The following is a 26,991-nucleotide window of genomic DNA, read 5'->3' as shown; positions in this document are numbered from 1 at the left end:
AAACAGATGGCATGGATTTGTTAAAAGCGAAACGAAACTCGCTGTGAGGGTTGATCCATGCGTTGACCGCTCCTACACCCCTGTGTAATGAGCCCGCCCGCGCCATCTGAGTCTGACTTTGTCGAGATGATCGAGAGCTGTCTGGACTCCGTCTGGTCGCTCGAGCTCTTGCTGCTGCTGTATTCCCAGCCCGAGCGCAGCTGGACGACGACAAGCCTCGTGACCGAGCTGCGCAGCAGCGAACTTGTCGTGGCCCAATCGGTGCGGGGCCTGGTTGAGGCGGGGCTGGTGGTGCAACTCGAGCCAGGCAAGCTGCGCTTTTCAGCAGCCTCGCCCGACGTCGCCGGCTTTGTGGCACGGCTCGAGCGCGACTATCGCGCGCGCCCCAACTATATTCGCCGAATAATCGTTGGTCGATCCAACGCCAAACTGCAATCCTTTTCCGACGCGTTCCTGCTCAGAAAGCCATCCAAGTGAACGAGGCTATTCCGGTTGCCATTTACGTGCTGTGCATGCTGGCCAGCGCCGCCTGCACCGGGCTGCTGTTGCGCGGGTTCTGGCGCAGCCGCACGCCCCTGCTGTTCTGGGCCGGAATCTGCTTTCTGTTCCTGACTCTCAACAGCGTGATCGTCCTGTTTGACCTCTTGATCTTCCCGCTATACGACCTGCGGGCTTGGCGGCATGCCGCTTCGCTGGCCGCGGTCAGCGTGTTGATCTTCGGTCTGGTCTGGGAATCGGAGTAGGCGATGTTCGACTTCGTTTCCGGCCTGATCACGATGGGCTTTGTGGTTTCCGGGCTGTTTTTCCTGCGCTTCTGGGTGCGCACCCGCCAATTGCTGTTTGCAGCCTTTGCGGCGGCGTTCTGGCTGCTGGCGGCCAACCAGGCGCTGCTGGCGCTGTCCGGCTTGCCGGCCGAAGAACGCAGCTGGCTTTACCTGCTGCGCCTGTCAGCCTTTGTGCTCATCATCATCGCCATCGTCCTCAAGAACCGACGCTAGGCCGGCATCACCCCGCGCTAGGGCCGGTGGAGCGATCGACTGGCGCAACGCCAGCGGGCAATCCATTTTCATGCGCACCGGCCGCTCCGCCTTGATGACGGCCGCATCAAACAGCGCCCCAACCGCCCAGCGCGCCATCTCGTCATGGGGCAGCACCACGCTCGAAAGCGGCGGCTGCAGATAGCGCACCAGATCCTCGTCGTCGTAACCCATCACCGAAAGATCATCGGGCACGCGAAGGCCGCGATTGCGGATAGCGTCGCAAGCACCCACCGCCATCCGGTCATTAAAGCAAAACAAGGCAGTGGGCGGCTCGGGCAGCGCCAATAGCTGCGCGGTGAGATCGCGCCCGCCCGTCACGGTAAATCCGCCCGCAAGGATAAGGTCTGGGTCCACCGGCACATCCCAGCTCGCCAGGGCCCGGCGATAGCCGAGCTCCCGGTCCCGCGCCGCTTCCATCCAGCTTTCCCCCGCCAGATGCGCAATGCGGCGATGCCCGGCCTTGAGCAGGGCTTCGGTGGCCGCAAAGGCGCCCGCCACATCGCCCGGCAACACGGCAGGAAACCTTCGCTCGTCATCGTGGCAGTTCAACAAAATGGTCGGGATAGCTTTCAGCCGCTCGGGCGGGGTCACCCCCTGGGTCACCAGGGCTGCATAAACCACCCCCTGCAATTGCGTCGCTGCCAAGAGATCAAGTGCCGCTTCTTCCAGCGCCTCGTCGCGCCGGGTACAAAACACTGCGACGATGCAATCATGCAGCGCCGCCTCGTCGCGCGCCCCTTCGATGAACTGGGCGGCAAAGGGGGTCGTCGTCACATCGTCGATCAGCAGCCCGATCACCCGGGCCCCGGTTGGTGAGCGGTGCAGGCGCTGCGTCTTGCGGTAGCCCAGCGCATCGGCGGCTTCCAGCACCCGCTGCCGGGTGGCCGCCCCGACCCGGGCATTCTCCACCTCATTGAGCACGAGCGACACGGTGGCTTGCGAAACCCCGGCGTGATTGGCGATGTCGGTCATTGTCGCGCGCTTGCCCATCGCCTTCTCCTTGCCTCAAGCTCCCCCGCACCCAATCTAGGGGTGCGATGGTGCGGCTTGCTTAGCCTCTTGCCGGCGAACTCCGCCAGCGCTAGAGCTGATAATAATATTATCAAACCCCGAGCTGATATTAGCGCAGCCCGGCCGGAGTGCACAACATGACGCAAGCAGCGGTTGAAGCGGGCGAAGGACTGCGGGCAGTTCTGTCGCTTGATGGTGAGTGGAGCTTCACGCACGAGAGCGACGGGCGAACGCGCACCGCTGATGTGCCCAACCCATGGCAGGCCGAGTTCGCCGATCTGCGCTATGCCTCGGGGCGAGCCATTTATGGCCGCAGCTTTTCCGTCCCCGCTGATTGGGACGGCGGCACCCTGGTGCTCTGCTTTGGCGCCGTGAGCTATTTGGCCGAAGTCAGCCTCAATGGCACGCCGCTGGGCAGCCATGAAGGCGGCTACCTGCCCTTTGAGATCGTGCTCCCGCCGGGCACAAGGGGCGAGAACCAGCTCGAGGTCGCGGTCACCCTGCCCTCGGGCGACCGGCGCAACTACCCGGACTTTCCGTTTTCCGAAATCCCTCACGGCAAGCAAAGCTGGTACGGCCCCTCGGGCGGCATCTGGCAGTCAGTCACGCTGGAGCGGCGCGGGGTCGCCCATCTCACCGGCTGCGCCATCACCCCTGATCCAGATACCGGCGCGGTGCTCGCGCGGCTGACCCTGTCCGCCCCGGCACAAGTCGCCCTTTCCGTGCTGGCGAACGATGGCACCGTAGTCGCAACTGCAACGGGCGACGCCACGGCCGGGCAAAGCGAGTTCAGCCTTGCCGTCACGGACCCGCTGCTTTGGTCGCCGGAGCACCCCCATCTCTACCGCCTGCAAGTCGAGCTCAGCAGCCCGGTGGGCGTCAGCGACCGCACCGAGCACAGCTTTGGCTTTCGCAAAGTCGAGTCGCGCGACGGCAAGCTGTTCCTTAATGGGGAGCCGCTTTATATGCGCGGCGCGCTCGACCAGGATTATTATCCCGAAGGCATCTGCACCCCGCCTTCGCTCGAATTCATCGAGGACCATTTCCGCAAATCCAAGGAGCTAGGCCTCAATCTGCTGCGCTGCCACATCAAGGTGCCCGACCCGCGCTACTATGAAGTTGCGGACCGGATGGGCATGCTGATCTGGACCGAAATCCCCAATGTTGCGACCCTGACCCTGGCTTCGGCCGAGCGGCTGCGCCAGACGATGAAGGGCATTCTCGAGCGCGACGGCAACCACCCCTCCATCATCTGCTGGACCATCATCAACGAAGACTGGGGCACGCGGCTGGTGGAAAACGCCGACCACCGCGCCTGGCTCAAGGAAACCTTCGACTGGCTTAAGGCGCTCGATCCCACCCGCCTTGTGGTCGACAACTCGCCCTGCATTCCCAATTTCCACGTCAAGACCGACCTCAACGATTATCATTACTACCGCTCCGTGCCCGAGCGCCGCGCCGAATGGGAGCGCCTGACCGAGGAATTCGCTGGGGGCGCCGACTGGACCTTCTCGCCCCATGGCGATGCCGAGCGCACCGGCGACGAGCCGTTGATCGTGTCCGAATTTGGCGTCTGGGGCCTGCCGCACCCGCAGCAGGTCGCCAATCCCGATGGCTCGGAGCCCTGGTGGATGGAAACCGGCTTTGGCTGGGGCGACAGCTCGGCCTATCCGCATGGGCTGCAGAACCGGTTCGCCGCCTATCATCTCGACGAGGTGTTCGGCAGCTTTGATGCCTTTATCGAAAAGGTGCAGTGGTACCAGTTCGACAATCTCAAATACCAGATCGAGGCGATGCGGGCCCGCCAGCCCATCCAGGGCTATGTGATCACCGAGATCACCGATGTGCATTGGGAAGCCAATGGGCTCCTCGACATCCGGCGCAATCCGCGCGTGTTCCACGAGCGCTTCCCCCAGATCAACGCCGATCTCGTGATCGTGCCCAATATCCTCCATTATTCCGGCTGGGCCGGCGAAAAGTTCAGCTTCGGCCTTTCCATCGCCACCGGGGGCACCCGCCTGCCGGCCGGCGCGATCCTCCACTGGTCGCTCGCCGATGGCCCCTCGGGCACCATCCCCGTCCCCCAGGCGGACGCACTGGAAGTGATCGATCTCACCCCAACCGAGCTGCAACTGCCGGGCTATGACAGCAACCGGATCGCGACGCTGTCTTTCGCCTTGCGCATTGGCGAGCAGGAACTGGCGCGCAACAGCGTCGACCTTTCGGTCTTCACCCCGCGCCAATCCCAGCGCGAGCTGCGCCTTCATACTCGGGACGGCAGTCTTGCTGCTTTCCTGCAGGGCCTTGGCTACAGCATCGTATCGGCCGCCCATGCCGATGTGACCGTTGTTTCCATGCTCGACGCCCAGGACATCGAGGCAATGCGCTTTGGCGCGCGTTATCTGGTGCTAGCCCATCCCAAGCTGCAGGAAAAAAAGAACCTGCGCGCCGATGCCCCCCGGCGCGAACCGCCCAACATGCCGGTTGAGGACGAACAGCCGGGCCTGCATATGGGCTTTGAAACCCAGCTGCCCAATATCGCGCTCCATCCGCGCCAGGGCACGATCTGGCGGGGCGACTGGATCGCCAATTTCAGCTGGATCAAGCGCAATGGTGCCTTTGCGGCCTTGCCCGGCGGCCCCATGCTGGACATCGCCTATGACCGGGTCGTCCCCCGCCATGTGCTCGGGGGCATGCGCGACTGGGAATATGACGGCCTCGTGCATGCCGGGCTGGTCGTGGGCTGGGTGCATAAGCCAGCGGCCACCATCATCGAGCGCCGGATCGGGCGCGGCGCGCTGGTTGCCACCACCTTCCGGGTGATGCAGGACCCGCCCGGCGTTGATCCGGTGGCCGCAACCCTGCTCGATGGCATGCTCGCCACCATCGCCCAGCTGGAGCTAAACTAAGCACAAACAAGGGGCCGCTATCGCCGCGGCCCCAGCCCTCAGCCCGCGAGCATGCTGCCCGTGCTCATGCGGCGCTGATGCCAGGACAGTGCTTCTTCCAGCAGATGGGGCGTATGCCCGCCTCGGGCGCAGGCGCGCGTGAAATAATCCTCGAGCTGCGCCCGGTAGTCGGGGTGCACGCAATTGTCGATGATGGCGCGGGCCCGCTCGCGCGGCGCCAGGTCTCGCAGATCGGCGAGGCCACATTCCGTGATGACGATATCGACGTCATGCTCGCTGTGATCCACATGGCTCACCATCGGCACCACCGAAGAGATCGTGCCGCCCTTGGCCATGGATCGCGTCACAAAGATCGACAGATAGGCATTGCGCGCAAAATCCCCCGAGCCGCCGATGCCATTCATCATCTGGGTGCCGTTCACATGGGTCGAGTTCACATTGCCATAAAGGTCGAACTCGAGCGCGGTGTTGATCGCGATGATCCCGAGCCGCCGCACCACTTCGGGGTGGTTGCTCATTTCCTGGGGCCGCAGCACCAGCCGATCGCGATAGCGGTCAAGATTGGTGAAGACGCGCCCGGCACATTCCGCCGTCAGGGTGATCGACGAGGCCGAGGCAAACACCAGCTTGCCGGTATCAAACAGATCAAAGGTGGAATCCTGCAGCACCTCGGAATACATCTTGAGGTGATGGAACGGCCCATCGCCCAGCCCCGCCAGCACCGCATTGGCGATGGTGCCGATCCCCGCCTGCAGCGGCTGCAATGACAGATCAAGCCGTCCGGCGGCCACTTCGCTTTCCAGCAAGCCGATAAGCTTATCCGCGATGGCGTTGGTATCGGCATCGGGCCGTTCATTGTTGGAGGCGCTGTCGGCAGTATGGGTCAAGACAATCGCCACGATCTTGTCGGGATCGACCGGCACATAAGGCAGGCCCACCCGGCTGTCGACTGCAACGATCGGAATCGGCAGGCGCGTGGGGCGCTTGGAGGGGAAATAGATGTCGTGCAGCCCTTCCAGCGCCAGGGGCTGGGCGAGGTTGATCTCGACGATGAGCTTTTTAGCCAGAACGGCAAAGCTGGCCGAATTGCCCACCGAGGTACTGGGCACGATGCCCCCGGCCTCGGTGATCGCTGCCGCCTCCACAATGGCGTAGTCCATCACCCCAAGTTGCCCCGAGCGCAGATGCTCCACCGTTTCGCTCAAGTGCTGGTCGATAAACATCACCTCGCCCCGGTTGATGGCGGCGCGCAGCGTCGTATCCACCTGAAACGGCATGCGGCGCGCCAAAACGCCCGCTTCGGTCAACACCCGGTCGACGTCATGGCCCAGCGAAGCCCCGGTAATGAGGGTGATCTTGAACGGATCAAGCGCTGCCCGTTCCGCCATGGCCAGCGGCACCGCCTTGGCGTCCCCGGCGCGCGTGAACCCGCTCATGCCCACCAGCATGCCATCCGCCAGCCGGTCGGCCGCTTCGCGCGCCGTGCAAATGCGCTCGAGCAGTTCGGGGCGGCGGATCCGGGCGGCGAGTTCGGCTTGGTTCAACACATCAGCACCAGGGTAGTTGGGGGAAAAGCGGGCGCGCGGCCCGGGCGTGATTTGCCGATGGTTGCCCTAGCGGGACATAAACACCGGGATCACCGCTTCACTCAGCAACACCCGGGTGACGCCGCCCAGCAGGCGCTCGCGCATGCGCGAATGGCTATAAGCCCCGGCAACAATCAGTTGGGCGCGCAGCTTTTCCGCCTCGTTCTGGATCGCTTCGGCGGCATTGCGCCAGCCGGCGATCTCCCGGAGCTCCACCGCCACCCCATGCCGGCTGAGATAGCGGGCAATATCGCCGCCCTCGACCACGCCGCTGGCTTCACCCGGCTCATCGGTGACCATGGCGACGACGACCCGCCCCGCCAGTTTCAGCAGCGGCAGCGCATCCTTGACCGCTCGCGATGATTCACGTGTGTCTTTCCACGCCACCAGCACCATATCGAGCGGGCTCGCGGCAGCTTTCATCGGCGGCAGCCACAAGCAGCCGGTGCCCGATTCAAACAACACGGCTTCCTCAATCTGGGGATCCTGCGCTCCTTTCCCGTAGGGCCTGGTGCCAACGAAAAGGTCGGCGGTCTGCGCTTCGGCCGCCATTTGACTGCCCACCGTCCCGGCAAAACCCGAAACAACGCGCAGCTCGGTGGGCAATCCCATCTTGTCGAGACGATCTTCGAGTGCTGCCTGCCGCTCGCGCGTGAGCCGCTCGGCCTCGTTGATCATTTCCTGCAACATCAAGCCCAGTGACGCTTCGGGCCCGGCAAAAATCTCGGGCCGCATATGCACAAGGAGCCCCGTCAGGTGCGCCTCGAAGCTGCGGGCAATTGTTTCGGCGGTGGTCAGGCGAAACTCGTCCTCGGGGGACCCGGTGAGTTGAACCACAATATCCTTCATCTGCCACTCCCGTTGCCGGCCAGCTCACAGGGCCATCACACCAGACTAGCAAGGCCAAGGCGGGGCGACCTTGACCTCGGTCAAGTCGGCGGGCCACCTCCGTTGCCACGCGGAGCCTTGCTCAAACCATCAAGGCCCGCTAGCGGGTATGCCGATGCAATTGATTCCCGACTTCGACCTGCGACCCTGCAACACCTTTGGCCTGTCAGCCAAGGCGCGCTTTGGCACGACGATCAACACGCCCGAAGACATCCCGGCGCTGCTGGATGCGGCCGAGCGGCTAAACCTGCCGCTCCGCATCCTGGGCCAGGGCAGCAATGTGGTGCTGCGCCCCGTTTTCGAGGGGATCGTGGCGCAGATGGCGATCAAGGGCCGCCAGATCCTGCAAGATACACCCGAGCAAACGATCATCGAAGCCGGCGCCGGGGAAAACTGGCACGACTTCGTCAGCTACACCGTCGCCAACGGCATGCCCGGGCTCGAGAACCTGGCGCTTATTCCCGGCACGGTGGGCGCGGCTCCGGTGCAAAATATCGGCGCCTACGGGCTCGAGTTGGCCGACCGCTTCGCCTCGCTTTCCGCCTATGACACGCACGAGCAGTGCTTCGTGCGATTGGCCCTCGAGGATTGCGCGTTCAGCTACCGGCAAAGCCTGTTCAAGCGCGAGCCCAACCGCTTCATCGTTGCCGCCGTGCGCTTCGCCCTGCCTCGTCCTTGGACACCCAATCTGCGCTATGCCGGATTGTCGGAATTGCCGGCGGACGCCAGCCCCCAGGCGGTCATGGACCGGGTGGTCGAGCTGCGCCGCTCCAAGCTCCCCGACTGGACCCAAACCGGCAATGCCGGCTCGTTCTTTCATAACCCGGTGGTTGATGCCACGACAGTCGATCGTATTCGCGCCTCCTATCCCGGCGCACCCGCTTATGCGCAGCCCGATGGGCGCAGCAAGCTATCGGCGGGCTGGCTGATCGAGCAGAGCGGGTTCAAGGGCCTGCGCATTGGCGGCGCCGGCGTGTCCGAGCGGCACGCCCTCGTCGTGGTCAATCATGGCGGCGCAACCTATGCCGATATCGCCGAGATCAGCGATCGCGTCCGCACGGGCGTCGAAGCGCAATTCGGCGTTATCCTCGTGCAGGAGCCCGAAACCATATGAGCGTCACCATCTACCACAATCCCGATTGCGGTACCTCGCGCAACACCCTTGCCATGATCCTCCAAAGCGGCGTCGAGCCGAACGTGGTGGAATATCTCAAAACCCCACCCGGCCGCGCCACGATCCGCGAACTCGTCGCCGATGCCGGCCTGACGCTGCGCGAGGCGCTGCGCCAGAAGGGCACGCCCTTTGACGCGATGGGACTGGGGGACCCTTCGGTCGATGAGGAGGCCATGCTGGACGCCGTCGCGGCGCACCCGATCCTGCTCAACCGGCCCTTTGTGGTGACTGCCAAAGGCACCCGCCTGTGCCGCCCCTCCGAGCTCGTGCTCGAGATCCTGGAAAACCCCGCGATCGGCCCGTTCACCAAGGAAGATGGCGAAGTGGTGGTCGATGCCGAGGGCCGCCGCGTGGTTTGATCGCGCAGCGCCGGGTTTTGCCCGGCGCCGCAAACTTCAGTTCAGTGCCGCCTGGTAGATCGCCAGCACATCTTCGATGCTCATCGCGCGCGGATTGTTGTCCATCAGCCGGCGAATGGCATGGGCTTCGACGGCCCAGTCGGGCAAGGCCGCGCCCTCAGCACCATGCGCGCCAAGGCCCATCTCGACCCCCAGCTGCCGGCAGAACTGCATTGCCCCGGCCAGCACCGCTCCAGGGCGTTCTGCGGGCGGCAGCCCCAGCATCTCCATGATCTCGGCGGTCTTGTCGGGCCGCGCGGGCTGGTTGAAGGCCAGCACATGCGGAAAGATGATCGCATTGGCGAGGCCGTGGGGCAGCTTGAGCCGCGTGCCCAGTGGATAGGCCAGCGCATGGCCGGCCGCCGTGTTCACGGGCCCAAGGCAAATGCCGCCATAATAGGAGGCGAGCATCATCCCCGCCCGCGCTTCGGTGTCCGAACCATTGGCCACGGCCCGCGCCAGAAAGCGCCCGACCAGTTCGATCCCCAGCCGCGCATAGCCATCGATCAGCGGATGGGCCTTGATATTGGTGAAGGCCTCAACGCAATGGGCCAGCGCATCCACGCCCGTCGCCGCCGTCACCGCCGAAGGCACCGAATAGGTCAGCTCCGGATCGAGAATGGCAAGGTCGGCCAGCATGAACTGGCTTTCGATCGCGAGCTTGGCGAGGGTCTCGGGATTGGTCACGAGCGCGCGGATCCCCGCTTCCGAGCCGGTGCCCGAAGTGGTCGGCACCTGGGCCAGTGCCGTGCGCCGTCCCTTGACCTTGCCCGGCCCCACCACATCAAGAATGGTGTCCGTGCTGTCCCACAGGACGGCCACGAGCTTGGCGACATCCATCACCGAGCCGCCGCCCAACCCGATCACCAGATCGGGCTTGAAGGCGCGCGCCGCCGCCAGCACCCGTTCCACCGCCGGCAGGTCCGGCTCGGGCGGCAGGTCGACAAACAGTTCAACCGCGCCGGCAAGGCCGATGCGCTCGACAAAGCCCTGGGTCGGCGGCATTGCCACAACGAAGACGCGGCTGAACGCGCCGGCCCATTCGCCGAGCTTGCTGATCGCGCCGGCGCCGATTTCCAGCCGCGCCGGCTGCAGCAAGGTAATCGGCCGTGCCATGGAAAGAGTGGCTTCAGCCATTGTCCTGCGCCTCAAGTTCGGCCATCTGGCCCCAAACAGTTTCGAGCTGAGCGGCGTCAAGTTCCACCAGCGGCGGGCGCACCCGCGTCCAGCCGGGATGACCGCGCCGCTTGGCCAGCATCGCCTTGATGGTGGGCAGTTGCACATAGGCATTGGAGAGGTTGCGCCAGGCCTCGATCCGGCTCTGCGCCTGGGCCACCTGCTCGGCTTGCGCCGGATCGTGCCAGCCATCGAAAACGACGCGCAGATGCGCCCCGATCAGATTGGACGAAGAGGTGATGCACCCCGCCCCGCCCGACTGCAGCAGCGGCAGCATGAAGGGATCGGCGCCAGAGAGCACCGAAAAATTCTCGAAGGCGCCAGCGAAAGCCTGCATGCTCTCAAGCTTGCCCGAGCTGTCCTTGATGCCGACGATCAAGCCCGGGAACGCCTCGCGCAACCGGCCGACCAATTCGAGTGACAACCCCACCTGAGCGATAGGGGGAATGTGATACAGCACGACGCGCAGCGCATCGCTGCCCACGGCCTCGATCACCTCGGCGTAAAAGCGAAACAGGCCCTCGTCGCTCACGCCCTTGTAGTAAAAGGGCGGCAGCACCACGACAGCCTTGACCCCGGCATCCACCGCATGGCGCACGAGGGTCACGGTATCGGGCACATTGGTCTGCGAAGTGCCGGGCAGCAGGCGCTGCGGATCGATGCCGCTGCTGATTACCTGCTCGAGCAGCGCCTGGCGCTGGGCAATGGAAAAGCTGTTAGCTTCCCCCGTCGTGCCCAATAGTGCGATGCCGTCGCAACCCTCATCGAGCAGCGCATCGCAGTGGGCGGCAAACGCAGCGTGGTCAGGCGTGCCATCCGCCGCCACCGGCGTGGCCGAAGCGCAGAACACCCCATGGATGGGCAGGTTCAGGGCCGTATTCATGTGTTTTTTCCTGCAACGAGGCGACGCGCATAGGCGATCGCGGCATTCATATTGGTGTGGTTGGCCTTGCCGGTGCCGGCAATGTCGAAGGCCGTGCCATGGTCAACCGAAGTGCGATCGATCGGCAGGCCGAGCGAGACATTGACCGCGGTATCGAAGGCCACGAGCTTGATGGGGATATGCCCCTGGTCGTGATACTGGGCGATCACGAGGTCGAACCCACCATTGTAGGCGCGGTGATAAACCGTATCGGCTGAGATCGGCCCCTGCACCTCGATGCCTTCGGCACGGGCCATGGCGACGGCGGGGGCCACCTGCACATCATCCTCGGTGCCAAACAAACCGCCTTCCCCGCAATGGGGATTGATGCCGGCCACGGCAATGCGCGGCTTGGCGTAGCCGATGCGCTTGAGATGCTCGTTGCCGGCACGGATGGTCGCGAGGATCCGCTCGGGCGTCGCCCGGTCGATCGCTGTTTTGAGCGACACATGGGTGGAGACATGGATAACCTTGAGCCGCTCGGAAGCGAGCAGCATGAAGGCCGACTTTTGCCCCGTCAGCGCCGCGAGCATGCCGGTATGACCATCATAGTGATGCCCGGCCAGGTTGAGCGCTTCCTTGTTGATGGGCGCGGTCACGATGCAGCCGATGCGGCCGGCTTCGGAATCGCGCACTGCCTTTTCGATGAAGCGGAAAGCGGCGTCGCCGCCGCGCGGATCGAGCTTGCCCCAGGGCAGCGGCCCGCCTTCGATAGGCAGGTCTTCCACTACGCCATCAAGATCGAGCGTTACGCCGGTGGCGGCCAGCGCCAGTTCCAGCGTCGCCCGGTCGCCATAGATGCGGGTGCGCGCCCGGTCCTCGGGGCTCATCTCGCTGAGCGCACGCACGCTGATCTCGGGTCCGACCCCGGCGGGGTCGCCCATGGTAATGCCGATTACATCGCTCATGCAGCGCCTCCATCGATCCAGCCCTGGGGCAGCCGGACATATTTGATTGCCCGCCGGAAATAAGTGTAGGCGACATGGATCGCCCCGCCCTCGCCCTCCAGCAGATAGGGATAGGACAATTCCTTGTTGCGGCCGTCTTCCGAATTGTTGGACAGGCACGTGCCGGGGCTGTCATCGATGACGCGACGAAGGGGCCAGGTCAGCCCGCCATCGCTCGAAACGCAGAGGCTCAGCGGCGCGCGCGGCACGCCCCAGATCGGCTGGCAGCCGCCCGTGGCGTCGGGCCGATCGTCGCCCGCTTCGATCTCGTCATAAAGCGAGACGCGCCGATCGCTTGAAGTGGCCGCAGAAGCGGGATTGCACACCATGGCCAGCCGTCCATCGCGCAGGCGCACCACATTGATCGAGGAATTGTTGTTGGGCACATCGGTCGGCGCGGGGGCCGACCAGGTGAGGCCGCCATCAAGGCTTTCCGAGCGGTGCACGAAGTCCGACTGCCGGCGGCGATAAAAGGCCACCATATGCTCGCCATCGAGCGGCACGATGGTCATATGCACCGAGCCGATGGAGCCGGGCACTTCGGTCAGCTGCCAGCTCTCGCCATCGTCATGGCTGACGGCGACGCCCGCGGTATCATGGCTGCCGTTCCAGCGCTGGCCGGGGCGCGGGATGCAGCGGAACACCGGCATCATCCAGGCACCATCGGCGCGGCGCACAAAGCGGGCGCGCACAAACGTACCCAGGGGCAGATCGACCAGCCGCGGCTCGCCACCGGCAAGGAGGCCATTTTCGAGCGTGATCAGGCGGGCCCGCAGCAGGCACTCGTCCTGGTTGCCGGCGGGCTGGGCGGTGTGGAACAGCTGCCACTGGCCGCGCTCGTTACGCGTCAGCACCGGGTTTTGCTCGGAGCGCTCGGGATCATTGCTCAGCTGCACCGGCTCGGACCAGCGCTCGGCGCCGGGCGCCAGCGTGCAGCCGAACACGGAGATGTCGGACTTACCCTCGAGCGTGCCGCCGAACCACAGGCAAGCCAGCGTGCCATCCTCCAGGCGCTCGATGAAGGCGGCATGGTTCTGCACCATGGGCGAAGGCAGATAGGCCTCCAGCAAGCCGTCCTGCCCGGGCAGGATCTCCCCCGTCATGCGAGCGGCGATTTGGTCTGGAGTCATGTCTCTCCCCACGGTTTTGGTTGCCGCAAACTCGGCGGGACGATCCATGTTGTCAAGTTATTATTGCCACATTTCACACGGTCAAGCCAGAGGATAACGGAGATAGATGATTACAATCAGGGGGTTAGTTGAAAGAACGGAATGCCGCAGCGGCACTCGCCCAAATTCGTTTGACAACTGCATGACAGCGCTAGATAGTGCCGGCCAACGGCAAGCCGACTGCTATCGGCACGTCCGGAGGAACGAGCGGGAGCGCTTCGCAGCGGCGTTCATCCATCCGCAAGCTGCCTTAGGGAGGTAGAATTGATCTTCAAACGCATTCTGGTCGGCGTTCTGCTGGCTTCCACCGCGATTGCCCCGGCAATGGCGCAGTCCGATACCGATATCACCGTGGTCTTGAGCGAAGAGCTCGACCTGGTGGATCCCTGCATGGCCACCCGGTCCAATATCGGCCGCGTCGTGCTCCAGAACATCAGCGAAACCCTGACCGAGCTCGATGTGCGCGGCGACAAGGGCCTGATGCCGCGCCTGGCGGAATCGTGGGAAGACAAGGGCGACGGCACCTGGCAGTTCAAGCTGCGTCAGGGTGTGTCCTTCTCGGATGGCACCAGCTTTGACGCTGCCGACGTCAAGCACTCCTTTGACCGCGTGTTCAGCGACCAGTTGACCTGCGAAAGCGCGCGCTATTTCGCCGACACCGACCTGACCTTCACCGTGGTCGATGACCACACCATCGACGTCAAGGCCGAGCCGGCGCAGCCCATTCTGCCGCTGCTGATGTCGCTCGTGACCATCGTGCCCTCCGAAACGCCGATGGAATTTGTGCGTGAGCCGATCGGCACCGGCCCCTATGCCATGACCGACTGGACCGCCGGCCAGCAGATCGTGCTGACCCGCCGCGACGATTACTGGGGCGAGGCTCCGGCCGTGACCTCGGCCACCTATGTATTCCGCTCCGAGCCCGCCGTGCGCGCGGCCATGGTGGAAACCGGCGAAGCCGATATCGCGCCCCAGATCACCGAAGTGGAAGCCACCAACCCGGCGACCGACTTCACCTATCCCAATTCGGAAACCGTCTACCTGCGCATCGACCAGACCGTCGAGCCCATGGGTGACCTGCGCGTCCGCAAGGCACTCAACGCCGCCATCGACCGCGAAGCCTTTATCGGCACCGTGCTCGCCGCCGGCACTGAACTCGCGACCGCCATGGTCCCGCCGACGACGCTCGGCTGGAACGCCGATCTCGAGCTCCCCGCCTATGACCCCGAACAGGCCAAGGCCTGGCTCGCCGAAGCCGAAGCCGAAGGCGTCAACGTCAAGGCCCCGGTGGAAGTGATCGCGCGCACCGAGAACTTCCCCCATGTCACCGAAGTCGGCGAAGCCCTGGTGCAGATGCTCAACGAAGTGGGCTTCAATGCCAGCCTGCGCATGGTGGAAGTGGCCGAGCACGAGCAGTACTACTCCAAGCCCTATCCCGAAGGCCGTCCTGCCCAGCTGGTTGTCGCCCAGCACGACAATTCGCGCGGCGACCCGGTATTCTCGATGTACTTCAAGTACCACAGCAACGGCACCCAGTCGGGCGTCAGCGACCCCAAGGTCGATGAGCTGATCGAAAAGGCCACGGCTGCGACCGGCGATGAACGCGCTGCCCTCTGGTCCGAGCTCTTTGCCTATGTGCATGACGAGATCGTCGCCGACGCCCTCCTCTTCCACATGGTTGGCCATAGCCGCGTCAGTGAGCGTCTCGACTTCACGCCCACCATCGCCACCAACCAGCAGCTGCAGCTCTCGGAAATCGGCTTCAAGTAAGCCGCCCCGATTACCAAACTTCGCGATGCCGGGTCCAAACCCCGGCATCGTCTTTCGCTTCCAACCGGATGATCGGCCATGACCAAACTGATCTCGCAGCGCGCCATCGCCAGCTTGCTGTCGCTCCTGGGCCTGCTCGTGCTGGTCTTTTTCCTGTCCCGCCTCACCGGTGATCCGGCGGCCCTGTTCCTGCCCATCGATGCGACCGAGGAAATGAAGGCGCAGTTCCGCGCCATCAATGGCCTGGACCTGCCGCTGATGGAACAGTTCGGCCGCTATGTGTGGGATTTCCTGCATCTCGATTTCGGCGAAAGCCTGCGCAAGGCGCGGCCGGCCATCGATGTGGTGCTGGAAGCCTATGCCTGGACCTTGCCGCTGGCGCTGATCACCATGGCGCTCGTCGTCGTGGCCTCCATTATCCTTGGCGCCCTGGCCGCCTTCAATGTCGGCGGGTTCTTTGACCGGCTGGTGTCCATCATCTCGCTGATCGGCGCTTCGGCCCCCGATTTCTGGATTGCCATCGTCGCTATCGTCATCTTCTCGATCAACCTGGCCTGGCTGCCCACTTCGGGCGTCGGCACGCCCTTGCACTGGATCTTGCCCATTGCCGTGCTGTTTGTGCGCCCCTTCGGGCTCATCGTGCAGGTGGTGCGCGGCTCCATGCTCGCGGCGCTGAGCGCCCCCTATGTCAAGACGGCCAAGGCCAAGGGCGTGCGCAACCTGCCCATCATTTTCGTGCATACCCTGCGCAATGCCATGCTGCCCGTGATCACCGTGATCGGCGACCAGGCCGCGGCCATGCTCAACGGCGCGGTGATCGTTGAAACCATTTTCGGCTTCCCCGGCATTGGCAAGCTCATGATCGACTCCATCCTGCAGCGCGATTTCAATGTCGTGCTCGCCGCCATCATGGTCACCGCGATCGCCATTTTCCTCATGAACATCCTGATCGACATCGCCTATGGCCTGCTCGATCCGCGCATTCGGCACTGAGGAGGCGCGCCATGTCGGACCTGTCTACCGTCACTCCCGCCCCCAGCGAAAAACAGCGCCACTGGCCGCTGCTCTCCATGCTTTGGCGCGACAAGCTGGCCTTTGTGTCGGCCATCGTGCTGCTGATCATCATCCTTTTTGCCGTGTTCGGCCCCATGCTGCTGGGCGATCTCGCCTCGAGCCAAAACCTGCGCGGCCGCAACAGCCCGCCCTTTGACCTCGCGCGCGGCTGGGCCTTTGTGCTGGGCGGCGATAGCCTTGGCCGTCCCATGCTCGCGCGCCTCGTTGTCGCGGCGCGCTCGACCATGCTGGTCGCCGCCGGCACCGTGGCCGTCGCCATGCTGGTGGGCGCCGTGCTGGGCTTGCTCGCCGGCTATCTCGGCAAGCATGTCTCGCAGGCCATCATGCGCCTCGCCGACGTCATCATGAGCTTCCCTTCGCTGCTGATCGCAGTGATCGTGCTTTACGTGCTGGGGCCCTCCATCCCCAACATGATCCTGGTTCTGGCCATCACCCGCATCCCCATCTATCTGCGCACCACCCGCGCCGAAGTGCTCGAAGTGCGCCAGCGTATGTTCGTGCAGGCCGCCGTGGTGATGGGCGCTTCGAACCGCCGCATTATCCTCCGCCATATCCTGCCCGTCGTTGCGCCCACGCTGGTCACCATCGCGACGCTCGATTTCGCCTTTGTGATGCTGGCCGAATCCTCGCTGTCGTTCCTCGGCATCGGCATTCAGCCGCCCGACATCACCTGGGGCCTGATGGTGTCGCAGGGCCGCCCCTATCTGACCTCGGCCTGGTGGCTGGCCTTCTGGCCGGGCCTGCTGATCGTCATCACCACTCTTGCCCTCAATCTCTTGTCCAACTGGATGCGCGTCGCGCTCGATCCCGCCCAGCGCTGGCGCCTTGAAGCGCGGAGCACCACCGATGCCTGAGGCCCTGCTTTCGGTTCACAACCTGTCGGTTGATTTCCACACCGCTCGCGGCACCGTCCACGCCGTGCGCAATGTGTCCTGGTCAGTCAATCGCGGCGAAACCCTCGCCATCCTCGGGGAAAGCGGCTCGGGCAAGTCGGTGTCCGCCTCGGCCGTACTCAACATCCTCGATATGCCCCCCGCCCATATCACCTCGGGCGAGATCCTCTTTGAGGGCAAGAACCTGCTGACGATGAGCAACGAGCAGCGCCGCGCCATCAATGGCAAGCGCATCGCCATGATCTTCCAGGACCCGCTGGGCCATCTCAACCCGGTTTACCCGGTGGGCTGGCAGATCGGCGAGGTGATGACCGCCCATGGCCGCTCACCCGCCGAAGCGCGCGCCCGCACGCTCGATCTCCTCACCCGCGTCGGCATTCCCGAACCCGAAAACGCCGTGCGCAAATACCCCCATCAGTTCTCGGGCGGCCAGCGCCAGCGCCTGATGATCGCCATGGCTTTGGCGCTCAAGCCCGATATCCTGATCGCCGACGAGCCCACCACCGCGCTCGACGTCACCATCCAGGCTGACGTGCTGGCCTTGCTCAAGGAGTTGCAGGCCGAAACCGGCATGGGCCTCGTGCTCATCACCCATGACCTTGGGGTCGTCGCCGAAATTGCCGACCGTGTCGTCGTCATGAACAGCGGCCAGATCGTCGAGGCCGGCACGGTCCACGATGTCTACCACAACCCCCAGCACGCCTATACGCGCAAGCTGATCGGCTCGGCGCCCGGCAAGGGCGAGATCCGCCTGCTTGACGCGCAAGCGCCGGTGCTGCTCGAAGCGCGCGACCTCTGCAAGACCTATGGGCAATATACCGCCCTCAAGGGCGTGTCCCTCACCCTGCGGCGCGGGCAAAGCCTGGCCGTGGTGGGCGAAAGTGGCTCGGGCAAATCCACCCTCGCCCGCTCGATCCTGCGCCTCGAGACCGCCGATAGCGGAGCGGCGTTCTGGAAGGGGCAGGACCTGCTCAAGCTCAGCCCGCGCGAGCTGCTCGGCGTGCGCCGGCAGATCCAGATGGTGTTCCAGGACCCCACCCAGTCGCTCAATCCGCGCATGTCGGTTTACCAGCTGATTTCCGAGGGCTGGGACATCCACAAGCTCATGCCCGACCGCAAGCAGCGTCAGGCGCGCGTGCGTGAACTGCTGGAGCAAGTCGGCCTCAGCGCCGAACACGCCACCCGCTATCCCCATCAGTTCTCGGGCGGCCAGCGCCAGCGCATCGCCATTGCCCGGGCCCTTGCGCTTGAGCCCGAACTCATCATCTGCGACGAGGCGGTTTCGGCGCTCGACGTCTCCATCCAGGCCCAGGTGATTGCGCTGCTCAACAGCCTGCGCGAACGGCTGGGAATTTCATTCCTCTTCATCGCCCATGATCTGGGAGTCGTGCGCGACTTCGCCGATACGGTGATTGTGATGAAGGCCGGCGAGATCGTCGAGCGCGGCCCCACCGAGCAGATCTTCACGGCGCCAACGCACCCCTATACCCAGCGCCTCCTGGCCGCGGCACTCGATCCTGACCCTGAAGTGCAGGCGCAGCGCCGCGTCGCCGCCACCGGCCTGGCATGACCCGGCTGGTTGTGCTCGCCGACGATCTGACTGGGGCGCTCGATGCCAGCGCCCCCTTCGCCATGCATGGCCTCTCGACCGCCGTGGCGCTCGCGCCGGCCGGATTGACCGAGGCGCTGGCCAGCGGCGCCGAGATCGTGGGCGTATCCACCAATAGCCGCGAGATCGACCCGCTCGCCGCCACGGCCGCCGTCCACGAAGCGCTTGCCGAACTGCCCCGGGGGCTGCCGATCTTCAAAAAGGTCGACTCTCGCCTCAAGGGCAATATCCCCGCCGAGCTCGACGCCATCACTTATACCAGCGCCCTCGTGATCCCCGCGATCCCCGCCTTTGGCCGCTGGGTGCGCGACGGGCAATTGGGCGGCTTTGGCATCAGCGATCCCATCAGCGTCGCGAGCCGCCTCGGCGGCCATGCCGGCAGGGCAGCCATCCCCCACGCCGTCACCCAGGCCGATATCGCCGCAGCGCTCGCCAGCGGCGAGCATGATCTGCTGGTGGGCGCCCGTGGCCTCGCCGAGGCGCTGGCCCAGAGCTGGTCCACCGCAAACGAGCCGCACCTCGCCGCAGCGGCACCGGCGTCAACGATCTACGTCATCGGCTCCACCGATCCCATCACCCTGGCGCAGATCGAAGCCCTGCGGGCACGCCGGCCCGACCTGGTTTATCTCGCCGCCCCGCTCGGAATCGCGCCAGCGCAATTGCCTCTCGCCGCGCCCCTCACCCTGTTGCAGGCGACGCCTGGCGCCGAGCCGGCAGAACCGCCCCGCGTCGCCGCAAATCTGGCCGCGTCCCTTGCCCGGCTGGCCCCCGCACCCGGCACCCGCCTCGTGCTTTCCGGCGGCGCCACCGCCCATGCCATTCTCGAGGCCATGGGCATTGGCGTGCTGTTCCTTGACGGCGAAGCCTTGCCCGGTCTGCCCCTTGCCCGGGGCGGGGGCTTCACGATAATCACCAAATCGGGGGGCTTTGGCGACAGCGACACGCTGCTGCGTCTGCTTGCCTCCCCGGTTGCGGGGCAAGGGGAGTGACACGAACAGCTATGTCCGATGGTCTCCAGGCACGGCGCAGCCTTTCCGACGCGGTTTTCGACCGCATGTTGCGGGCCATCAAATCAGGTGCCTATGGCGTCGATGAGCGCCTGCCCACCGAGCATACGCTGGCGGCCGAATTCCAGGTTTCGCGGCCTGTCGTGCGCGACGCCCTGCAGCGCCTGCGCGATCAGGGGCTGATCTATTCACGCCGTGGCGCCGGCAGCTTTGTGCGCGACCATGGCCTGCGCGAGCCGCTGGGCTTTGGGCAGATGGAGAACCTCTCCGATCTGCAGCACTGCTATGATTTCCGCCTCACCATCGAGCCCGAAGGGGCGGCCATGGCGGCAACGCGCCGCACCGATGCGGCGCTTGCGGAAATCCGGGGCGCGCTTGATCTGTTGCGCGACGCCACGAACCGGCAGGCCCACCGCGCCGATGCCGATTTCATGTTCCACCTGGCCATCGCCAAGGCCTCGGGCAATCCCTATTTCTCCACCGCCATGCAGGCGCTGGAAGAACATATCGCCGTGGGCATGCGCTTTCATGGCATGTCGTTGCGCAGCACCAGCGATGGGCTCGCGCATGTATTCACCGAACACACCGCCATTTACGACGCCATTCGCGCAGGCGATGCCGAGGGCGCGCGCCAGATGATGAAAACCCACCTCTCCGGCTCGCGCGATCGCTTGTTCGAGCCACGCCGCTAGCTACTGCGCCTCGACCATCGCGTCGGTGACCTGGCGGCCGGTATGGCGCGGCGTGATCAGCTTGCTGAGGTCAAAGCCCTGCCGGCGTGCTTCCGCGAGATAATCCTCGAGCACCGCCTCGGGCAGTTGCGGCTCACGCGCCAGCACCCAAAGATTGTTGCGGTCCGGGCCGCCCACCAGCGCCACCTGGTAGTCGGGATCGAGCTTGAGCACCCAGTAATCCCCGCTGGTGAACGGCAGCCAGCGGATAAACCCCGGCAGAAACGTCACCTTGAGCTTGGCCTTGCTGTCATCGACCGGTGTGGCTTCCCCCAGAGCCTGGCTGGGCTTGTCTTCCGCATCAAAGCAGCGATTGTCCACCCGCACCTTGCCCCCATCGGTCAGCGAATAGGTCGCGGTGATGTCGGTGGCAGTCTCGTCCTCCCATTTGAGCGGCAGCCGGCAGATCTCATACCAGCGGCCGAGATAGCGATTGAGATCGAGCTTGGGGATCGTGGTTACAGCACTCATGGGACACTCCTTGCCGGTCCAACGCCACCCCGCCGGCAACGTTCCCCCTGCGACAAACCGGCCACTTTGCGGCCCTTGGCGCGCCAAACCGTTGCCGCAAAACCTCACCTCTCCCCCATCTGCCCCCAAAGAGCACACGATCGTTTGAGGGGTCTGCCCTTTGCGCTGCGTCAACAGTACTGACCTTTCTTCCCTCCGGGTCAGCCCCGGCAAAACCACAAAGAACCAAGGATGGTCCAATGACGAGCCCCGTATTGAGCAGGCGCAGCTTTCTGGCCGGAGGTGCAGCCCTTGCCGGGCTGGGACTGGCGGGATGCACCAGTTCTGCCACGGGCCTCGTTGCCGCCTCGGCAATCAGCGCCCCCAATGCGCCGCCCACGGCCAAGCCCCTGCCCACCAGCGTGCCGCCCGATGTCCAGGCTATGTATGGCGCCATCACCGATGATCTTTATCCCGTTCGCGCGTCGCGCATGGAACTGGTGCCAGCCGTTTATTGGCGCCAGGAGGTAGACGATCCCACCGGGGAAAAGCCCGGCACGGTGATTGTCGATACCACCGATCGCTTCCTTTACCATGTGGGGGAAAACGGTCGCGCCACCCGTTATGGCGTGGGCATCGGTGCTGCAGGCTTTGAATGGTCCGGGCGTGCCCATATCGCCTATAAGCGCGCCTGGCCGCGCTGGACGCCGCCGTCCGAAATGATCGATCGCCACCCCGAACTCGAGCAATACCGCCGCGGCATGGAGCCGGGACCGGACAATCCCCTCGGCGCCCGCGCGCTTTATATTCACCAGGGCAACCGGGACACGATCTACCGCATCCACGGCAACCAGGACGAAACCACGATCGGCAAGGCCGTATCCAGCGGCTGCGTCCGCATGCTGCCTCAGGACATCATCCATCTCTATGATCATGTTCGAAGCGGCGCCCCGCTCGTTGTCGCCTGATCCCCGCAGCATGGGGCTGCCGCCTGGTGCAGCCCCTTAGCCGGCGGTCTGGTCGGCCCGGAGCGCCGCTTCCCAGCGGCGCTCCTCCAACTGCTCGAGGAGGTCGGGAACCCGGCTGGCGGGAATGGGCCGGGAAAACAGATAGCCCTGGCCAAGATCGCAGCCGCGCTCGTGCAGAAATTCGGCCTGCTCGCGCCGCTCGATCCCCTCGGCCACCGTGGTGATGCCCATGCTGCGCGACATTTCCAGCACCGCATTGATCACCGCCGTGTCGCGCCGCTCGCTCGAGCCGATCAGCTCCACAAAGGAGCGGTCGATCTTGAGCACATCCACCTTGAACTGCTGCAAATGCGTCAGCGAGGCATAGCCCGTGCCGAAATCGTCGAGCGCAATGGTGACACCCGCCTGCTGCAGCTTTTCAAGCGTGCTCACATGCCCGCCCATCTGGCTGATCAGCACGGATTCGGTGACTTCGAGTTCGAGCACACTTCCCGGCAGTCCCGCATTGTCGAGCCGCAAGAGCACCCGTTCCGCGAGCCCCCGCTGGCGCAGATCCGCCGCCGACAGGTTGAGCGCCACCCGGCCAACCTCCAGCCCACCTTCACGCCACGCCACGCAATCGGCCAGCACCCGGTCGAGCATGCGATCGGTGATCTCGACCGAGAGCTGGGCATCATCGAATGCGGCGGCAATGCTGGCCGGCGGCTGCAACCCGGATTGGTCATGCCAGCGCAGCAGCGCCTCAAAACCGGTCACCTGCCCCGAGCGCAGGCACAGCTTGGGCTGGTAGAACGGCACGATAGCGTCGGTATCGAGCGCCTTGCGTGCATTGGCCAGCGCCCTGGCTCGCGCTTCGGAGGCCTGCAGCATCTGCGGCTGGAAGCCGCGGATCGTTCCGGGCAAATCCGCCTTGGCGGCATAAAGCGCCAGATCCGCCGCCCGCAGCAGCTCGCCCGCGCTTTGCGCATCCCGGGGAAACACCGCGCCTCCCGCGCAATAGCTGACCGCGATCTGCAGCCCGTCAATGGCAACGGGCTGGTCAAGCGGGCCAAGCCGCTGCCGCGCCACTTCCATGCGCAGATCCTCGGCCGCAAGGCCCGGCGAGATGACCGCAAATTCATCGCCCCCCAGCCGCGCGACGGTTACCCCCTCAGGCGCTGCGGCCACCAGCCGGCTGGCGATCTCCTTGAGCAGCCGATCGCCCGCGGCATGGCCCATCGTGTCGTTGAGCGTCTTGAAGTTGTTGAGGTCAAACACCAGCAAGCCCACGATCTCGCCGGTGCCACGCGCCCGCTCCAGCGCTGCATCGAGCCTTTGGGCATACAGCGCCCTGTTGGGCAGCCCCGTCAGCGGATCATGGAACGCCGCCCATTGCAGCTCGGTCTCGGCCTGCTTGCGCGCGGTGATATCGAGCATCGAGCCAACGAACCGCACGGGCTTGCCAGAAGCATCGGGCACCAGCACCCGGCGCGAGGAGACCCAGATATAATCCCCATTCACCGTGCGGAACCGGTATTCCTGGGTATTCTGCCCTTGCCCGTCCCGCCCGAGCGGCTTTTCCATCCCCACCAGCGCACCGCGATCCTCGGGATGCACCTTGTCGGCCCACCAGGCGATAGTAGTGCCTTGCGCCAGTTCGGGATAACCCAGAACCTTGCCCGCAATCCCGGTCCAGGTGGTGCGATCGCGCTCTACGTCATAATCCCAGATGATGTCGTTGGTCGCTTCGGACGCCAGCCGATAGCGCTCTTCGCTGCGGCGCAGCGCCATTTCGGCCGCCACCTGATCGTTTATATCCTCGAGCGAGCCATACCAGCGCAGCACCGTGCCGGCTTCGTCGCGCAGCGGCCGGGCCCGGGCCCGAAACCAGCGATAGCTGCCATCGCGAAACCGCACGCGATAGCGCACATCGGCAATGCTCCCGTCGCCAGTGCGAACCGCCCGCGCCCACAGTGCGCGCACCGGCTCGCGGTCATCGGGATGCATGGCATTGAGCCAACCCTCGGTAATACTTTGCTCGCGCGACACCGCCACGCACTCCCACCAGCGCGGCCCCATCTCGAGCACCCGTCCATTGGCATCGGACAGCCACTGAATCTGGGAATTGAGCTCGATATAGGCACGGTGATGGGCTTCGCTGCCCCGCAGCGCCTCGAGCGCCGAGGCCAGCCGCTTGCCATCGGCAGCCGTGACATCCGCCAGGCGCCGGTGATGAAACACCAGCGTCAGCGCCGAAGCCAGCAGCAGCAGGCTCCCTCCAACCAGCACCCCTCCGACACCCGCCAGCTTCAGCTCCGGCCGGGCCGGCAGCCCCGTCAATGGGGCCAACTCGAGGCCCGCACTGGCAACAAAATGGAGAAACAAAACCCCCAGCGCCAGGGCCGCACCCGCGGGCCAGGCCAGCGTCGCCTGGGCAAAGCGCTGCAGCAGCGGGCCCGCAAGCGCGGTGATCGCGATGCCCCCGATCACCGCCATCGCCAGCAAACCGTAATCAATCCGCACGATCTCGGCGCCATGCAGCGCTGTCATGTCAAAGAAATGGGCGATCGCCAGTCCCGCGCCGATCAGCACGCCCGCCAGGAGACCACGTGCCCGCTGCGGATTGGCAAAACCAACAATCCAGCCCAGCGTCGTCAGCACCAAGCAGAGCCCGACCGAAACCAGCGCCTCGCGCGGATTGAAATGCAATCCTGCCTGCGGCAGAAACCCGAGCATTGCAGTGAAATGGGTGGTCCACACCCCTGTGCCGGTGACCACGCCCGCCGCAAACAGCCATAAAACGCGGCCCTGCCCCTTCTCCCCGATGGCCCGCTGGGCCAGGCCGACAGCAGTGAAACTGCTCAGGATGCAAATAATGGCCGCGAGCGCGACATAGGCCGGATCATGATTGTCGACGATACCGGAATAGACGCGCAACATTGAGCTGAACTGGCCCCTCAAGCACTCCCTTCTAGTGCAAAGCCATTGCAAAACCCTGAATCCAACATGTCGACTTCGGCGGCAACTTGGATCGGCGGGCAGACAACTATAGGTACTTCAATGGGATAACTAAACTGTCACGCCTTTGTTACTGCGAGCAGCGCTCGGGCGCGCGCAATAACTGGCGCGTCGATCATGCGGCCATCCAGCGCAAAGGCTCCACTCTCCTGTTGGGCGGCCGCGACGACGCGCTGGGCCCAGGCCAGCTCCTCGGCACTCGGGGCAAAACCCGCATTGAGCAAGCGCACGACACCCGGATGCACGCAGGTGGCGCCATCAAAGCCATGCTCGCGCGCTTCGCGCGCCGCCGCGCTTATCCCCTCATGGTCGGTGTAATCGGCGACGCTGCGCAGCATCCCCCAGGACAGCAATCCCTGCGCCTTGGCGGCGTAATGCACCAGCAGCTTTGGCAATCGCAGCACGTCGGGCGTGGGCTGGCCGCCCAGCGCCAGCGCCAGATCCTCCCCGCCCGTCGCCAGCGCCAGCAGCCGGGGCGCGCGCGCAATAGCCCGTGCCTCAAGCACAGCGCCGGGGTCTTCCAGAATGGCCACGAGGCTCATGGGGCTGCGCCCGAGTTCACGCTCCGTCAGCTCGAGCGCTTCACCCAGCCGCTCCAGATCTGCCGCGCGCTCCACCTTGGGGACCAAGAGGCCCACTGCTCCGGCCCTGCACGCTGCGAGTGCATCTTCGATGCTTGCGGCATTGATGCGCACGAACACCTGCGCGCCCGCCTGCCCGACGCTGGGCACGCTCGCCTCGAGCCCTTCGCGGGCGGCAAGCTTGTGCTCGGGCGGTACGGCATCCTCGAGATCAAGGATGATGGCATCCGCTTGGCGCTGATGCGCCTTGGCGATGAAGCGCTCGGCATGGGCCGGCACATAGAGCAGCGAGCGGATCACGGCGCCACCGCTGCAGCAATCGCCGCCTCGTCCAGCCCCGCTTCGCGCAGGATTTCGGTGCTGTGCTCGCCAAGGCCTGGCGCCGGCCGCCGCCACACGCCCGGCGTGCCGGAGAGGCGCGGCACGATATCGTGCATGGGCAAATGGCCGAACTGCTCGTCCTCCACTTCGACGATGATTTCGCGCTCGGCAAAATGCGGATCGGCCATGGCATCGGCTATGTTGAAGATGGGCCCCACGGTCGCGCCGGACTGGCGCATGACCGCGAGCGCTTCTTCGCTCGGGCGCTGGGCAAACCAGGCACCCACCGCCTCGTCCACCAGGGCGCGGTGCTTGACCCGCTCGGAATTGTTGGCAAAGCGCGGATCCTCGTTCATATCGGCCCGCCCGATGATCTCGAAAATTCGCCGCGCCACCGCCGGGGTCGAGCCCGACAGCGCCAGATACTTGCCGTCGGCGCATTGGTAGACATTGCGGGGCGATGCGGTGTTGGAGGCGCTCCCCACCCGCTGCTTGATCTTGCCCGTCACCGCATGAATGGCCGCTTCCGGACCGAGCACCGAAAACATCGGCTCAAGGAGACTAAGGTCGATGACCTGCCCCCGCGCCGTTCCCGCCTGGCGCGCATAAAGCGCCAGGGTCGTGGCCGAAGCCCCATAGATGCCAGCGATCATGTCGGCCAATGCCAGCGGCGGCAGCACCGGCTCGCGGTCGGGAAAGCCCGTTCGGTCGGCAAAGCCACTCATGGCTTCCACGATGGTGCCAAAGCCGGGGAACTGCGCATAAGGCCCGGTCTGCCCGAACCCGGAAATGCGCACCACGATCAGGTCGGGATTGCGCTCCAGCAGCGCCTGGGGCGCCAGCCCCATCTTTTCCAGCGTTCCTGGCCGGTAGTTTTCGATCAGCACATCGGCCGTTTCGATCAATTTCCACAATGCCGCCATTGCCGGCGCGTGCCGCAAATTGAGCGCCACCGAGCGCTTGTTGCGCCCATAGGTCTTCCAGAACAGCGAATGCCCGTCATCACGCCAGTCGCGCAGCGGGTCCCCTTCTGGCGGCTCGATCTTGACCACATCGGCACCAAAATCGGCCAGTTGCAGGCTGAGCATATTGCCCGCCATCAACCGCGACAGATCCAGCACCCGGATGCCATCGAGCGGCCCGGTTGCAGTTGGGTCAAAGGCCTTTTGCGCATGCGTCATCAATTCAACCAATCTAACTGAGCCCTTTGCCGGATCGTCGCTTCCCGCTCCCTGTGGAGGGGGAGCAGCTACCGAACTCGCGGCTCCTGCCCTTCCCTCCCCTTGAGGGGAGGGATCAAGGGTGGGGTCGCCGAGCCGACCACCGATGCTCGTCCAACCCTGTCCTAAAGGGAAGGGAGGTCCAAGCAC

The 26,991-nt window shown here is 64.9% G+C and carries 24 protein-coding genes; 13 read left to right on the top strand and 11 right to left on the bottom strand.

Annotation, left to right across the window (positions count from 1 at the left end; all coding sequences use genetic code 11):
* Positions 1 to 126: 126 nt before the first annotated feature.
* Genes AC3YMN_RS09040 through AC3YMN_RS09030 form a run of 3 tightly spaced genes read left to right on the top strand, consistent with a single transcriptional unit; the run spans position 127 to position 998 of the window.
* Positions 127 to 477 carry a hypothetical protein gene (locus AC3YMN_RS09040; protein WP_489889752.1) on the top strand — a complete coding sequence of 117 codons (351 nt, stop codon included), beginning with the start codon at positions 127 to 129 and terminating at the stop codon, positions 475 to 477.
* Positions 474 to 743, top strand: coding sequence for a DUF5985 family protein (locus tag AC3YMN_RS09035; RefSeq protein WP_489889751.1), 270 nt, complete (start codon positions 474 to 476; stop codon positions 741 to 743). Before AC3YMN_RS09040 ends, AC3YMN_RS09035 begins: the two co-directional genes overlap by 4 nt.
* Before the next feature lie 3 nt (positions 744 to 746).
* Positions 747 to 998, top strand: a complete 252-nt coding sequence (locus AC3YMN_RS09030) for a DUF5985 family protein (RefSeq protein WP_172125649.1) — start codon at positions 747 to 749, stop codon at positions 996 to 998.
* On the opposite strand, the gene AC3YMN_RS09025 is transcribed toward AC3YMN_RS09030, so the two are convergent.
* Positions 948 to 2,030, bottom strand: coding sequence for a LacI family DNA-binding transcriptional regulator (locus tag AC3YMN_RS09025; protein WP_489889750.1), 1,083 nt, complete (start codon positions 2,028 to 2,030; stop codon positions 948 to 950). The genes AC3YMN_RS09030 and AC3YMN_RS09025 overlap by 51 nt on opposite strands.
* Positions 2,031 to 2,188: 158 nt before the next feature.
* Between AC3YMN_RS09025 and AC3YMN_RS09020 the strand changes: the two genes are divergently transcribed.
* The gene (locus AC3YMN_RS09020) at positions 2,189 to 4,960 is read left to right on the top strand and encodes a glycoside hydrolase family 2 protein (protein WP_489889749.1); all 2,772 of its coding nucleotides are present in this window, start codon (positions 2,189 to 2,191) and stop codon (positions 4,958 to 4,960) included.
* Positions 4,961 to 4,998: 38 nt separating this feature from the next.
* Here the strand turns inward: AC3YMN_RS09020 and scpC are convergent, their stop codons facing one another.
* Positions 4,999 to 6,504: a succinyl-CoA:acetate CoA-transferase ScpC gene (scpC, locus tag AC3YMN_RS09015; RefSeq protein WP_489889748.1), complete on the bottom strand. Its 1,506-nt coding sequence runs from the start codon at positions 6,502 to 6,504 to the stop codon at positions 4,999 to 5,001.
* 69 nt (positions 6,505 to 6,573) lie between these two features.
* A complete protein-coding gene (locus AC3YMN_RS09010; protein ID WP_489889747.1) occupies positions 6,574 to 7,395 on the bottom strand; it encodes a universal stress protein in 822 nt (273 codons plus the stop codon).
* A 154-nt stretch (positions 7,396 to 7,549) separates the two neighbouring features.
* Here AC3YMN_RS09010 and murB point away from each other — a divergent pair, with 154 nt between their 5' ends.
* Positions 7,550 to 8,548, top strand: a complete 999-nt coding sequence (murB, locus tag AC3YMN_RS09005) for a UDP-N-acetylmuramate dehydrogenase (RefSeq protein ID WP_489889746.1) — start codon at positions 7,550 to 7,552, stop codon at positions 8,546 to 8,548.
* Positions 8,545 to 8,967 (top strand): arsenate reductase (glutaredoxin), encoded by a 423-nt coding sequence (gene arsC / locus AC3YMN_RS09000; RefSeq protein ID WP_489889745.1) that lies wholly within the window; start codon positions 8,545 to 8,547, stop codon positions 8,965 to 8,967. Before murB ends, arsC begins: the two co-directional genes overlap by 4 nt.
* A gap of 36 nt (positions 8,968 to 9,003) precedes the next feature.
* Here the strand turns inward: arsC and AC3YMN_RS08995 are convergent, their stop codons facing one another.
* Genes AC3YMN_RS08995 through AC3YMN_RS08980 form a run of 4 tightly spaced genes read right to left on the bottom strand, consistent with a single transcriptional unit; the run spans position 9,004 to position 13,181 of the window.
* Complete coding sequence (locus AC3YMN_RS08995) at positions 9,004 to 10,143, bottom strand: iron-containing alcohol dehydrogenase (protein ID WP_489889744.1); 1,140 nt, start codon at positions 10,141 to 10,143, stop codon at positions 9,004 to 9,006.
* A complete protein-coding gene (locus tag AC3YMN_RS08990) occupies positions 10,136 to 11,065 on the bottom strand; it encodes a dihydrodipicolinate synthase family protein (protein ID WP_489889743.1) in 930 nt (309 codons plus the stop codon). Before AC3YMN_RS08990 ends, AC3YMN_RS08995 begins: the two co-directional genes overlap by 8 nt.
* Positions 11,062 to 12,012: a 4-hydroxythreonine-4-phosphate dehydrogenase PdxA gene (gene pdxA, locus AC3YMN_RS08985; RefSeq protein ID WP_127754628.1), complete on the bottom strand. Its 951-nt coding sequence runs from the start codon at positions 12,010 to 12,012 to the stop codon at positions 11,062 to 11,064. The genes AC3YMN_RS08990 and pdxA overlap by 4 nt, the downstream gene beginning before the upstream one ends.
* Positions 12,009 to 13,181 carry a sialidase family protein gene (locus AC3YMN_RS08980; protein WP_489889742.1) on the bottom strand — a complete coding sequence of 391 codons (1,173 nt, stop codon included), beginning with the start codon at positions 13,179 to 13,181 and terminating at the stop codon, positions 12,009 to 12,011. The genes pdxA and AC3YMN_RS08980 overlap by 4 nt, the downstream gene beginning before the upstream one ends.
* A 363-nt stretch (positions 13,182 to 13,544) precedes the next feature.
* On the opposite strand from AC3YMN_RS08980, the gene AC3YMN_RS08975 reads away from it, so the two are divergent.
* The 6 genes from AC3YMN_RS08975 to AC3YMN_RS08950 all read left to right on the top strand — a co-directional run bounded on the left by AC3YMN_RS08975 (position 13,545) and on the right by AC3YMN_RS08950 (position 20,265).
* A complete protein-coding gene (locus AC3YMN_RS08975) occupies positions 13,545 to 14,990 on the top strand; it encodes an ABC transporter substrate-binding protein (protein ID WP_489889809.1) in 1,446 nt (481 codons plus the stop codon).
* A 78-nt stretch (positions 14,991 to 15,068) separates the two neighbouring features.
* Complete coding sequence (locus tag AC3YMN_RS08970; RefSeq protein WP_489889741.1) at positions 15,069 to 15,983, top strand: ABC transporter permease; 915 nt, start codon at positions 15,069 to 15,071, stop codon at positions 15,981 to 15,983.
* A gap of 11 nt (positions 15,984 to 15,994) precedes the next feature.
* Complete coding sequence (locus tag AC3YMN_RS08965; protein ID WP_489889740.1) at positions 15,995 to 16,918, top strand: ABC transporter permease; 924 nt, start codon at positions 15,995 to 15,997, stop codon at positions 16,916 to 16,918.
* Positions 16,911 to 18,527 carry an ABC transporter ATP-binding protein gene (locus tag AC3YMN_RS08960; RefSeq protein WP_489889739.1) on the top strand — a complete coding sequence of 539 codons (1,617 nt, stop codon included), beginning with the start codon at positions 16,911 to 16,913 and terminating at the stop codon, positions 18,525 to 18,527. Before AC3YMN_RS08965 ends, AC3YMN_RS08960 begins: the two co-directional genes overlap by 8 nt.
* Positions 18,524 to 19,555, top strand: coding sequence for a four-carbon acid sugar kinase family protein (locus AC3YMN_RS08955; RefSeq protein WP_489889738.1), 1,032 nt, complete (start codon positions 18,524 to 18,526; stop codon positions 19,553 to 19,555). The genes AC3YMN_RS08960 and AC3YMN_RS08955 overlap by 4 nt, the downstream gene beginning before the upstream one ends.
* Before the next feature lie 11 nt (positions 19,556 to 19,566).
* Complete coding sequence (locus AC3YMN_RS08950; RefSeq protein ID WP_127754634.1) at positions 19,567 to 20,265, top strand: FadR/GntR family transcriptional regulator; 699 nt, start codon at positions 19,567 to 19,569, stop codon at positions 20,263 to 20,265.
* Here AC3YMN_RS08950 and AC3YMN_RS08945 read toward each other — a convergent pair whose 3' ends face one another.
* The gene (locus AC3YMN_RS08945) at positions 20,266 to 20,775 is read right to left on the bottom strand and encodes a lipocalin family protein (protein ID WP_489889737.1); all 510 of its coding nucleotides are present in this window, start codon (positions 20,773 to 20,775) and stop codon (positions 20,266 to 20,268) included.
* A gap of 239 nt (positions 20,776 to 21,014) precedes the next feature.
* On the opposite strand from AC3YMN_RS08945, the gene AC3YMN_RS08940 reads away from it, so the two are divergent.
* The gene (locus AC3YMN_RS08940; protein ID WP_489889736.1) at positions 21,015 to 21,722 is read left to right on the top strand and encodes a L,D-transpeptidase; all 708 of its coding nucleotides are present in this window, start codon (positions 21,015 to 21,017) and stop codon (positions 21,720 to 21,722) included.
* A 36-nt stretch (positions 21,723 to 21,758) separates the two neighbouring features.
* Here the strand turns inward: AC3YMN_RS08940 and AC3YMN_RS08935 are convergent, their stop codons facing one another.
* The 3 genes from AC3YMN_RS08935 to AC3YMN_RS08925 all read right to left on the bottom strand — a co-directional run bounded on the left by AC3YMN_RS08935 (position 21,759) and on the right by AC3YMN_RS08925 (position 26,802).
* Positions 21,759 to 24,662 (bottom strand): bifunctional diguanylate cyclase/phosphodiesterase, encoded by a 2,904-nt coding sequence (locus AC3YMN_RS08935; RefSeq protein ID WP_489889735.1) that lies wholly within the window; start codon positions 24,660 to 24,662, stop codon positions 21,759 to 21,761.
* A 116-nt stretch (positions 24,663 to 24,778) separates the two neighbouring features.
* The gene (locus AC3YMN_RS08930; RefSeq protein ID WP_489889734.1) at positions 24,779 to 25,600 is read right to left on the bottom strand and encodes an HpcH/HpaI aldolase/citrate lyase family protein; all 822 of its coding nucleotides are present in this window, start codon (positions 25,598 to 25,600) and stop codon (positions 24,779 to 24,781) included.
* Positions 25,597 to 26,802, bottom strand: coding sequence for a CaiB/BaiF CoA transferase family protein (locus AC3YMN_RS08925; RefSeq protein ID WP_489889733.1), 1,206 nt, complete (start codon positions 26,800 to 26,802; stop codon positions 25,597 to 25,599). The genes AC3YMN_RS08930 and AC3YMN_RS08925 overlap by 4 nt, the downstream gene beginning before the upstream one ends.
* Between the last annotated feature and the right edge of the window lie 189 nt (positions 26,803 to 26,991).

The organism is Devosia sp. Z11_6, assembly GCF_058133665.1.
This window is presented reverse-complemented; position numbering and strand designations above follow the sequence as displayed.

Excerpts from the sequence above, each read along its gene's own strand:
- AC3YMN_RS09040 (WP_489889752.1), top strand. The coding sequence starts at position 127 with ATGATCGAGAGCTGTCTGGACTCCGTCTGGTCGCTCGAGCTCTTGCTG.
- AC3YMN_RS09030 (WP_172125649.1), top strand. The coding sequence starts at position 747 with ATGTTCGACTTCGTTTCCGGCCTGATCACGATGGGCTTTGTGGTTTCC.
- AC3YMN_RS09025 (WP_489889750.1), bottom strand. The coding sequence starts at position 2,030 with ATGGGCAAGCGCGCGACAATGACCGACATCGCCAATCACGCCGGGGTT.
- AC3YMN_RS09020 (WP_489889749.1), top strand. The coding sequence starts at position 2,189 with ATGACGCAAGCAGCGGTTGAAGCGGGCGAAGGACTGCGGGCAGTTCTG.
- AC3YMN_RS09010 (WP_489889747.1), bottom strand. The coding sequence starts at position 7,395 with ATGAAGGATATTGTGGTTCAACTCACCGGGTCCCCCGAGGACGAGTTT.
- murB (WP_489889746.1), top strand. The coding sequence starts at position 7,550 with ATGCAATTGATTCCCGACTTCGACCTGCGACCCTGCAACACCTTTGGC.
- arsC (WP_489889745.1), top strand. The coding sequence starts at position 8,545 with ATGAGCGTCACCATCTACCACAATCCCGATTGCGGTACCTCGCGCAAC.
- AC3YMN_RS08995 (WP_489889744.1), bottom strand. The coding sequence starts at position 10,143 with ATGGCTGAAGCCACTCTTTCCATGGCACGGCCGATTACCTTGCTGCAG.
- AC3YMN_RS08990 (WP_489889743.1), bottom strand. The coding sequence starts at position 11,065 with ATGAATACGGCCCTGAACCTGCCCATCCATGGGGTGTTCTGCGCTTCG.
- pdxA (WP_127754628.1), bottom strand. The coding sequence starts at position 12,012 with ATGAGCGATGTAATCGGCATTACCATGGGCGACCCCGCCGGGGTCGGA.
- AC3YMN_RS08980 (WP_489889742.1), bottom strand. The coding sequence starts at position 13,181 with ATGACTCCAGACCAAATCGCCGCTCGCATGACGGGGGAGATCCTGCCC.
- AC3YMN_RS08975 (WP_489889809.1), top strand. The coding sequence starts at position 13,545 with ATGGCGCAGTCCGATACCGATATCACCGTGGTCTTGAGCGAAGAGCTC.
- AC3YMN_RS08970 (WP_489889741.1), top strand. The coding sequence starts at position 15,069 with ATGACCAAACTGATCTCGCAGCGCGCCATCGCCAGCTTGCTGTCGCTC.
- AC3YMN_RS08965 (WP_489889740.1), top strand. The coding sequence starts at position 15,995 with ATGTCGGACCTGTCTACCGTCACTCCCGCCCCCAGCGAAAAACAGCGC.
- AC3YMN_RS08960 (WP_489889739.1), top strand. The coding sequence starts at position 16,911 with ATGCCTGAGGCCCTGCTTTCGGTTCACAACCTGTCGGTTGATTTCCAC.
- AC3YMN_RS08955 (WP_489889738.1), top strand. The coding sequence starts at position 18,524 with ATGACCCGGCTGGTTGTGCTCGCCGACGATCTGACTGGGGCGCTCGAT.
- AC3YMN_RS08950 (WP_127754634.1), top strand. The coding sequence starts at position 19,567 with ATGTCCGATGGTCTCCAGGCACGGCGCAGCCTTTCCGACGCGGTTTTC.
- AC3YMN_RS08945 (WP_489889737.1), bottom strand. The coding sequence starts at position 20,775 with ATGAGTGCTGTAACCACGATCCCCAAGCTCGATCTCAATCGCTATCTC.
- AC3YMN_RS08940 (WP_489889736.1), top strand. The coding sequence starts at position 21,015 with ATGACGAGCCCCGTATTGAGCAGGCGCAGCTTTCTGGCCGGAGGTGCA.
- AC3YMN_RS08925 (WP_489889733.1), bottom strand. The coding sequence starts at position 26,802 with ATGACGCATGCGCAAAAGGCCTTTGACCCAACTGCAACCGGGCCGCTC.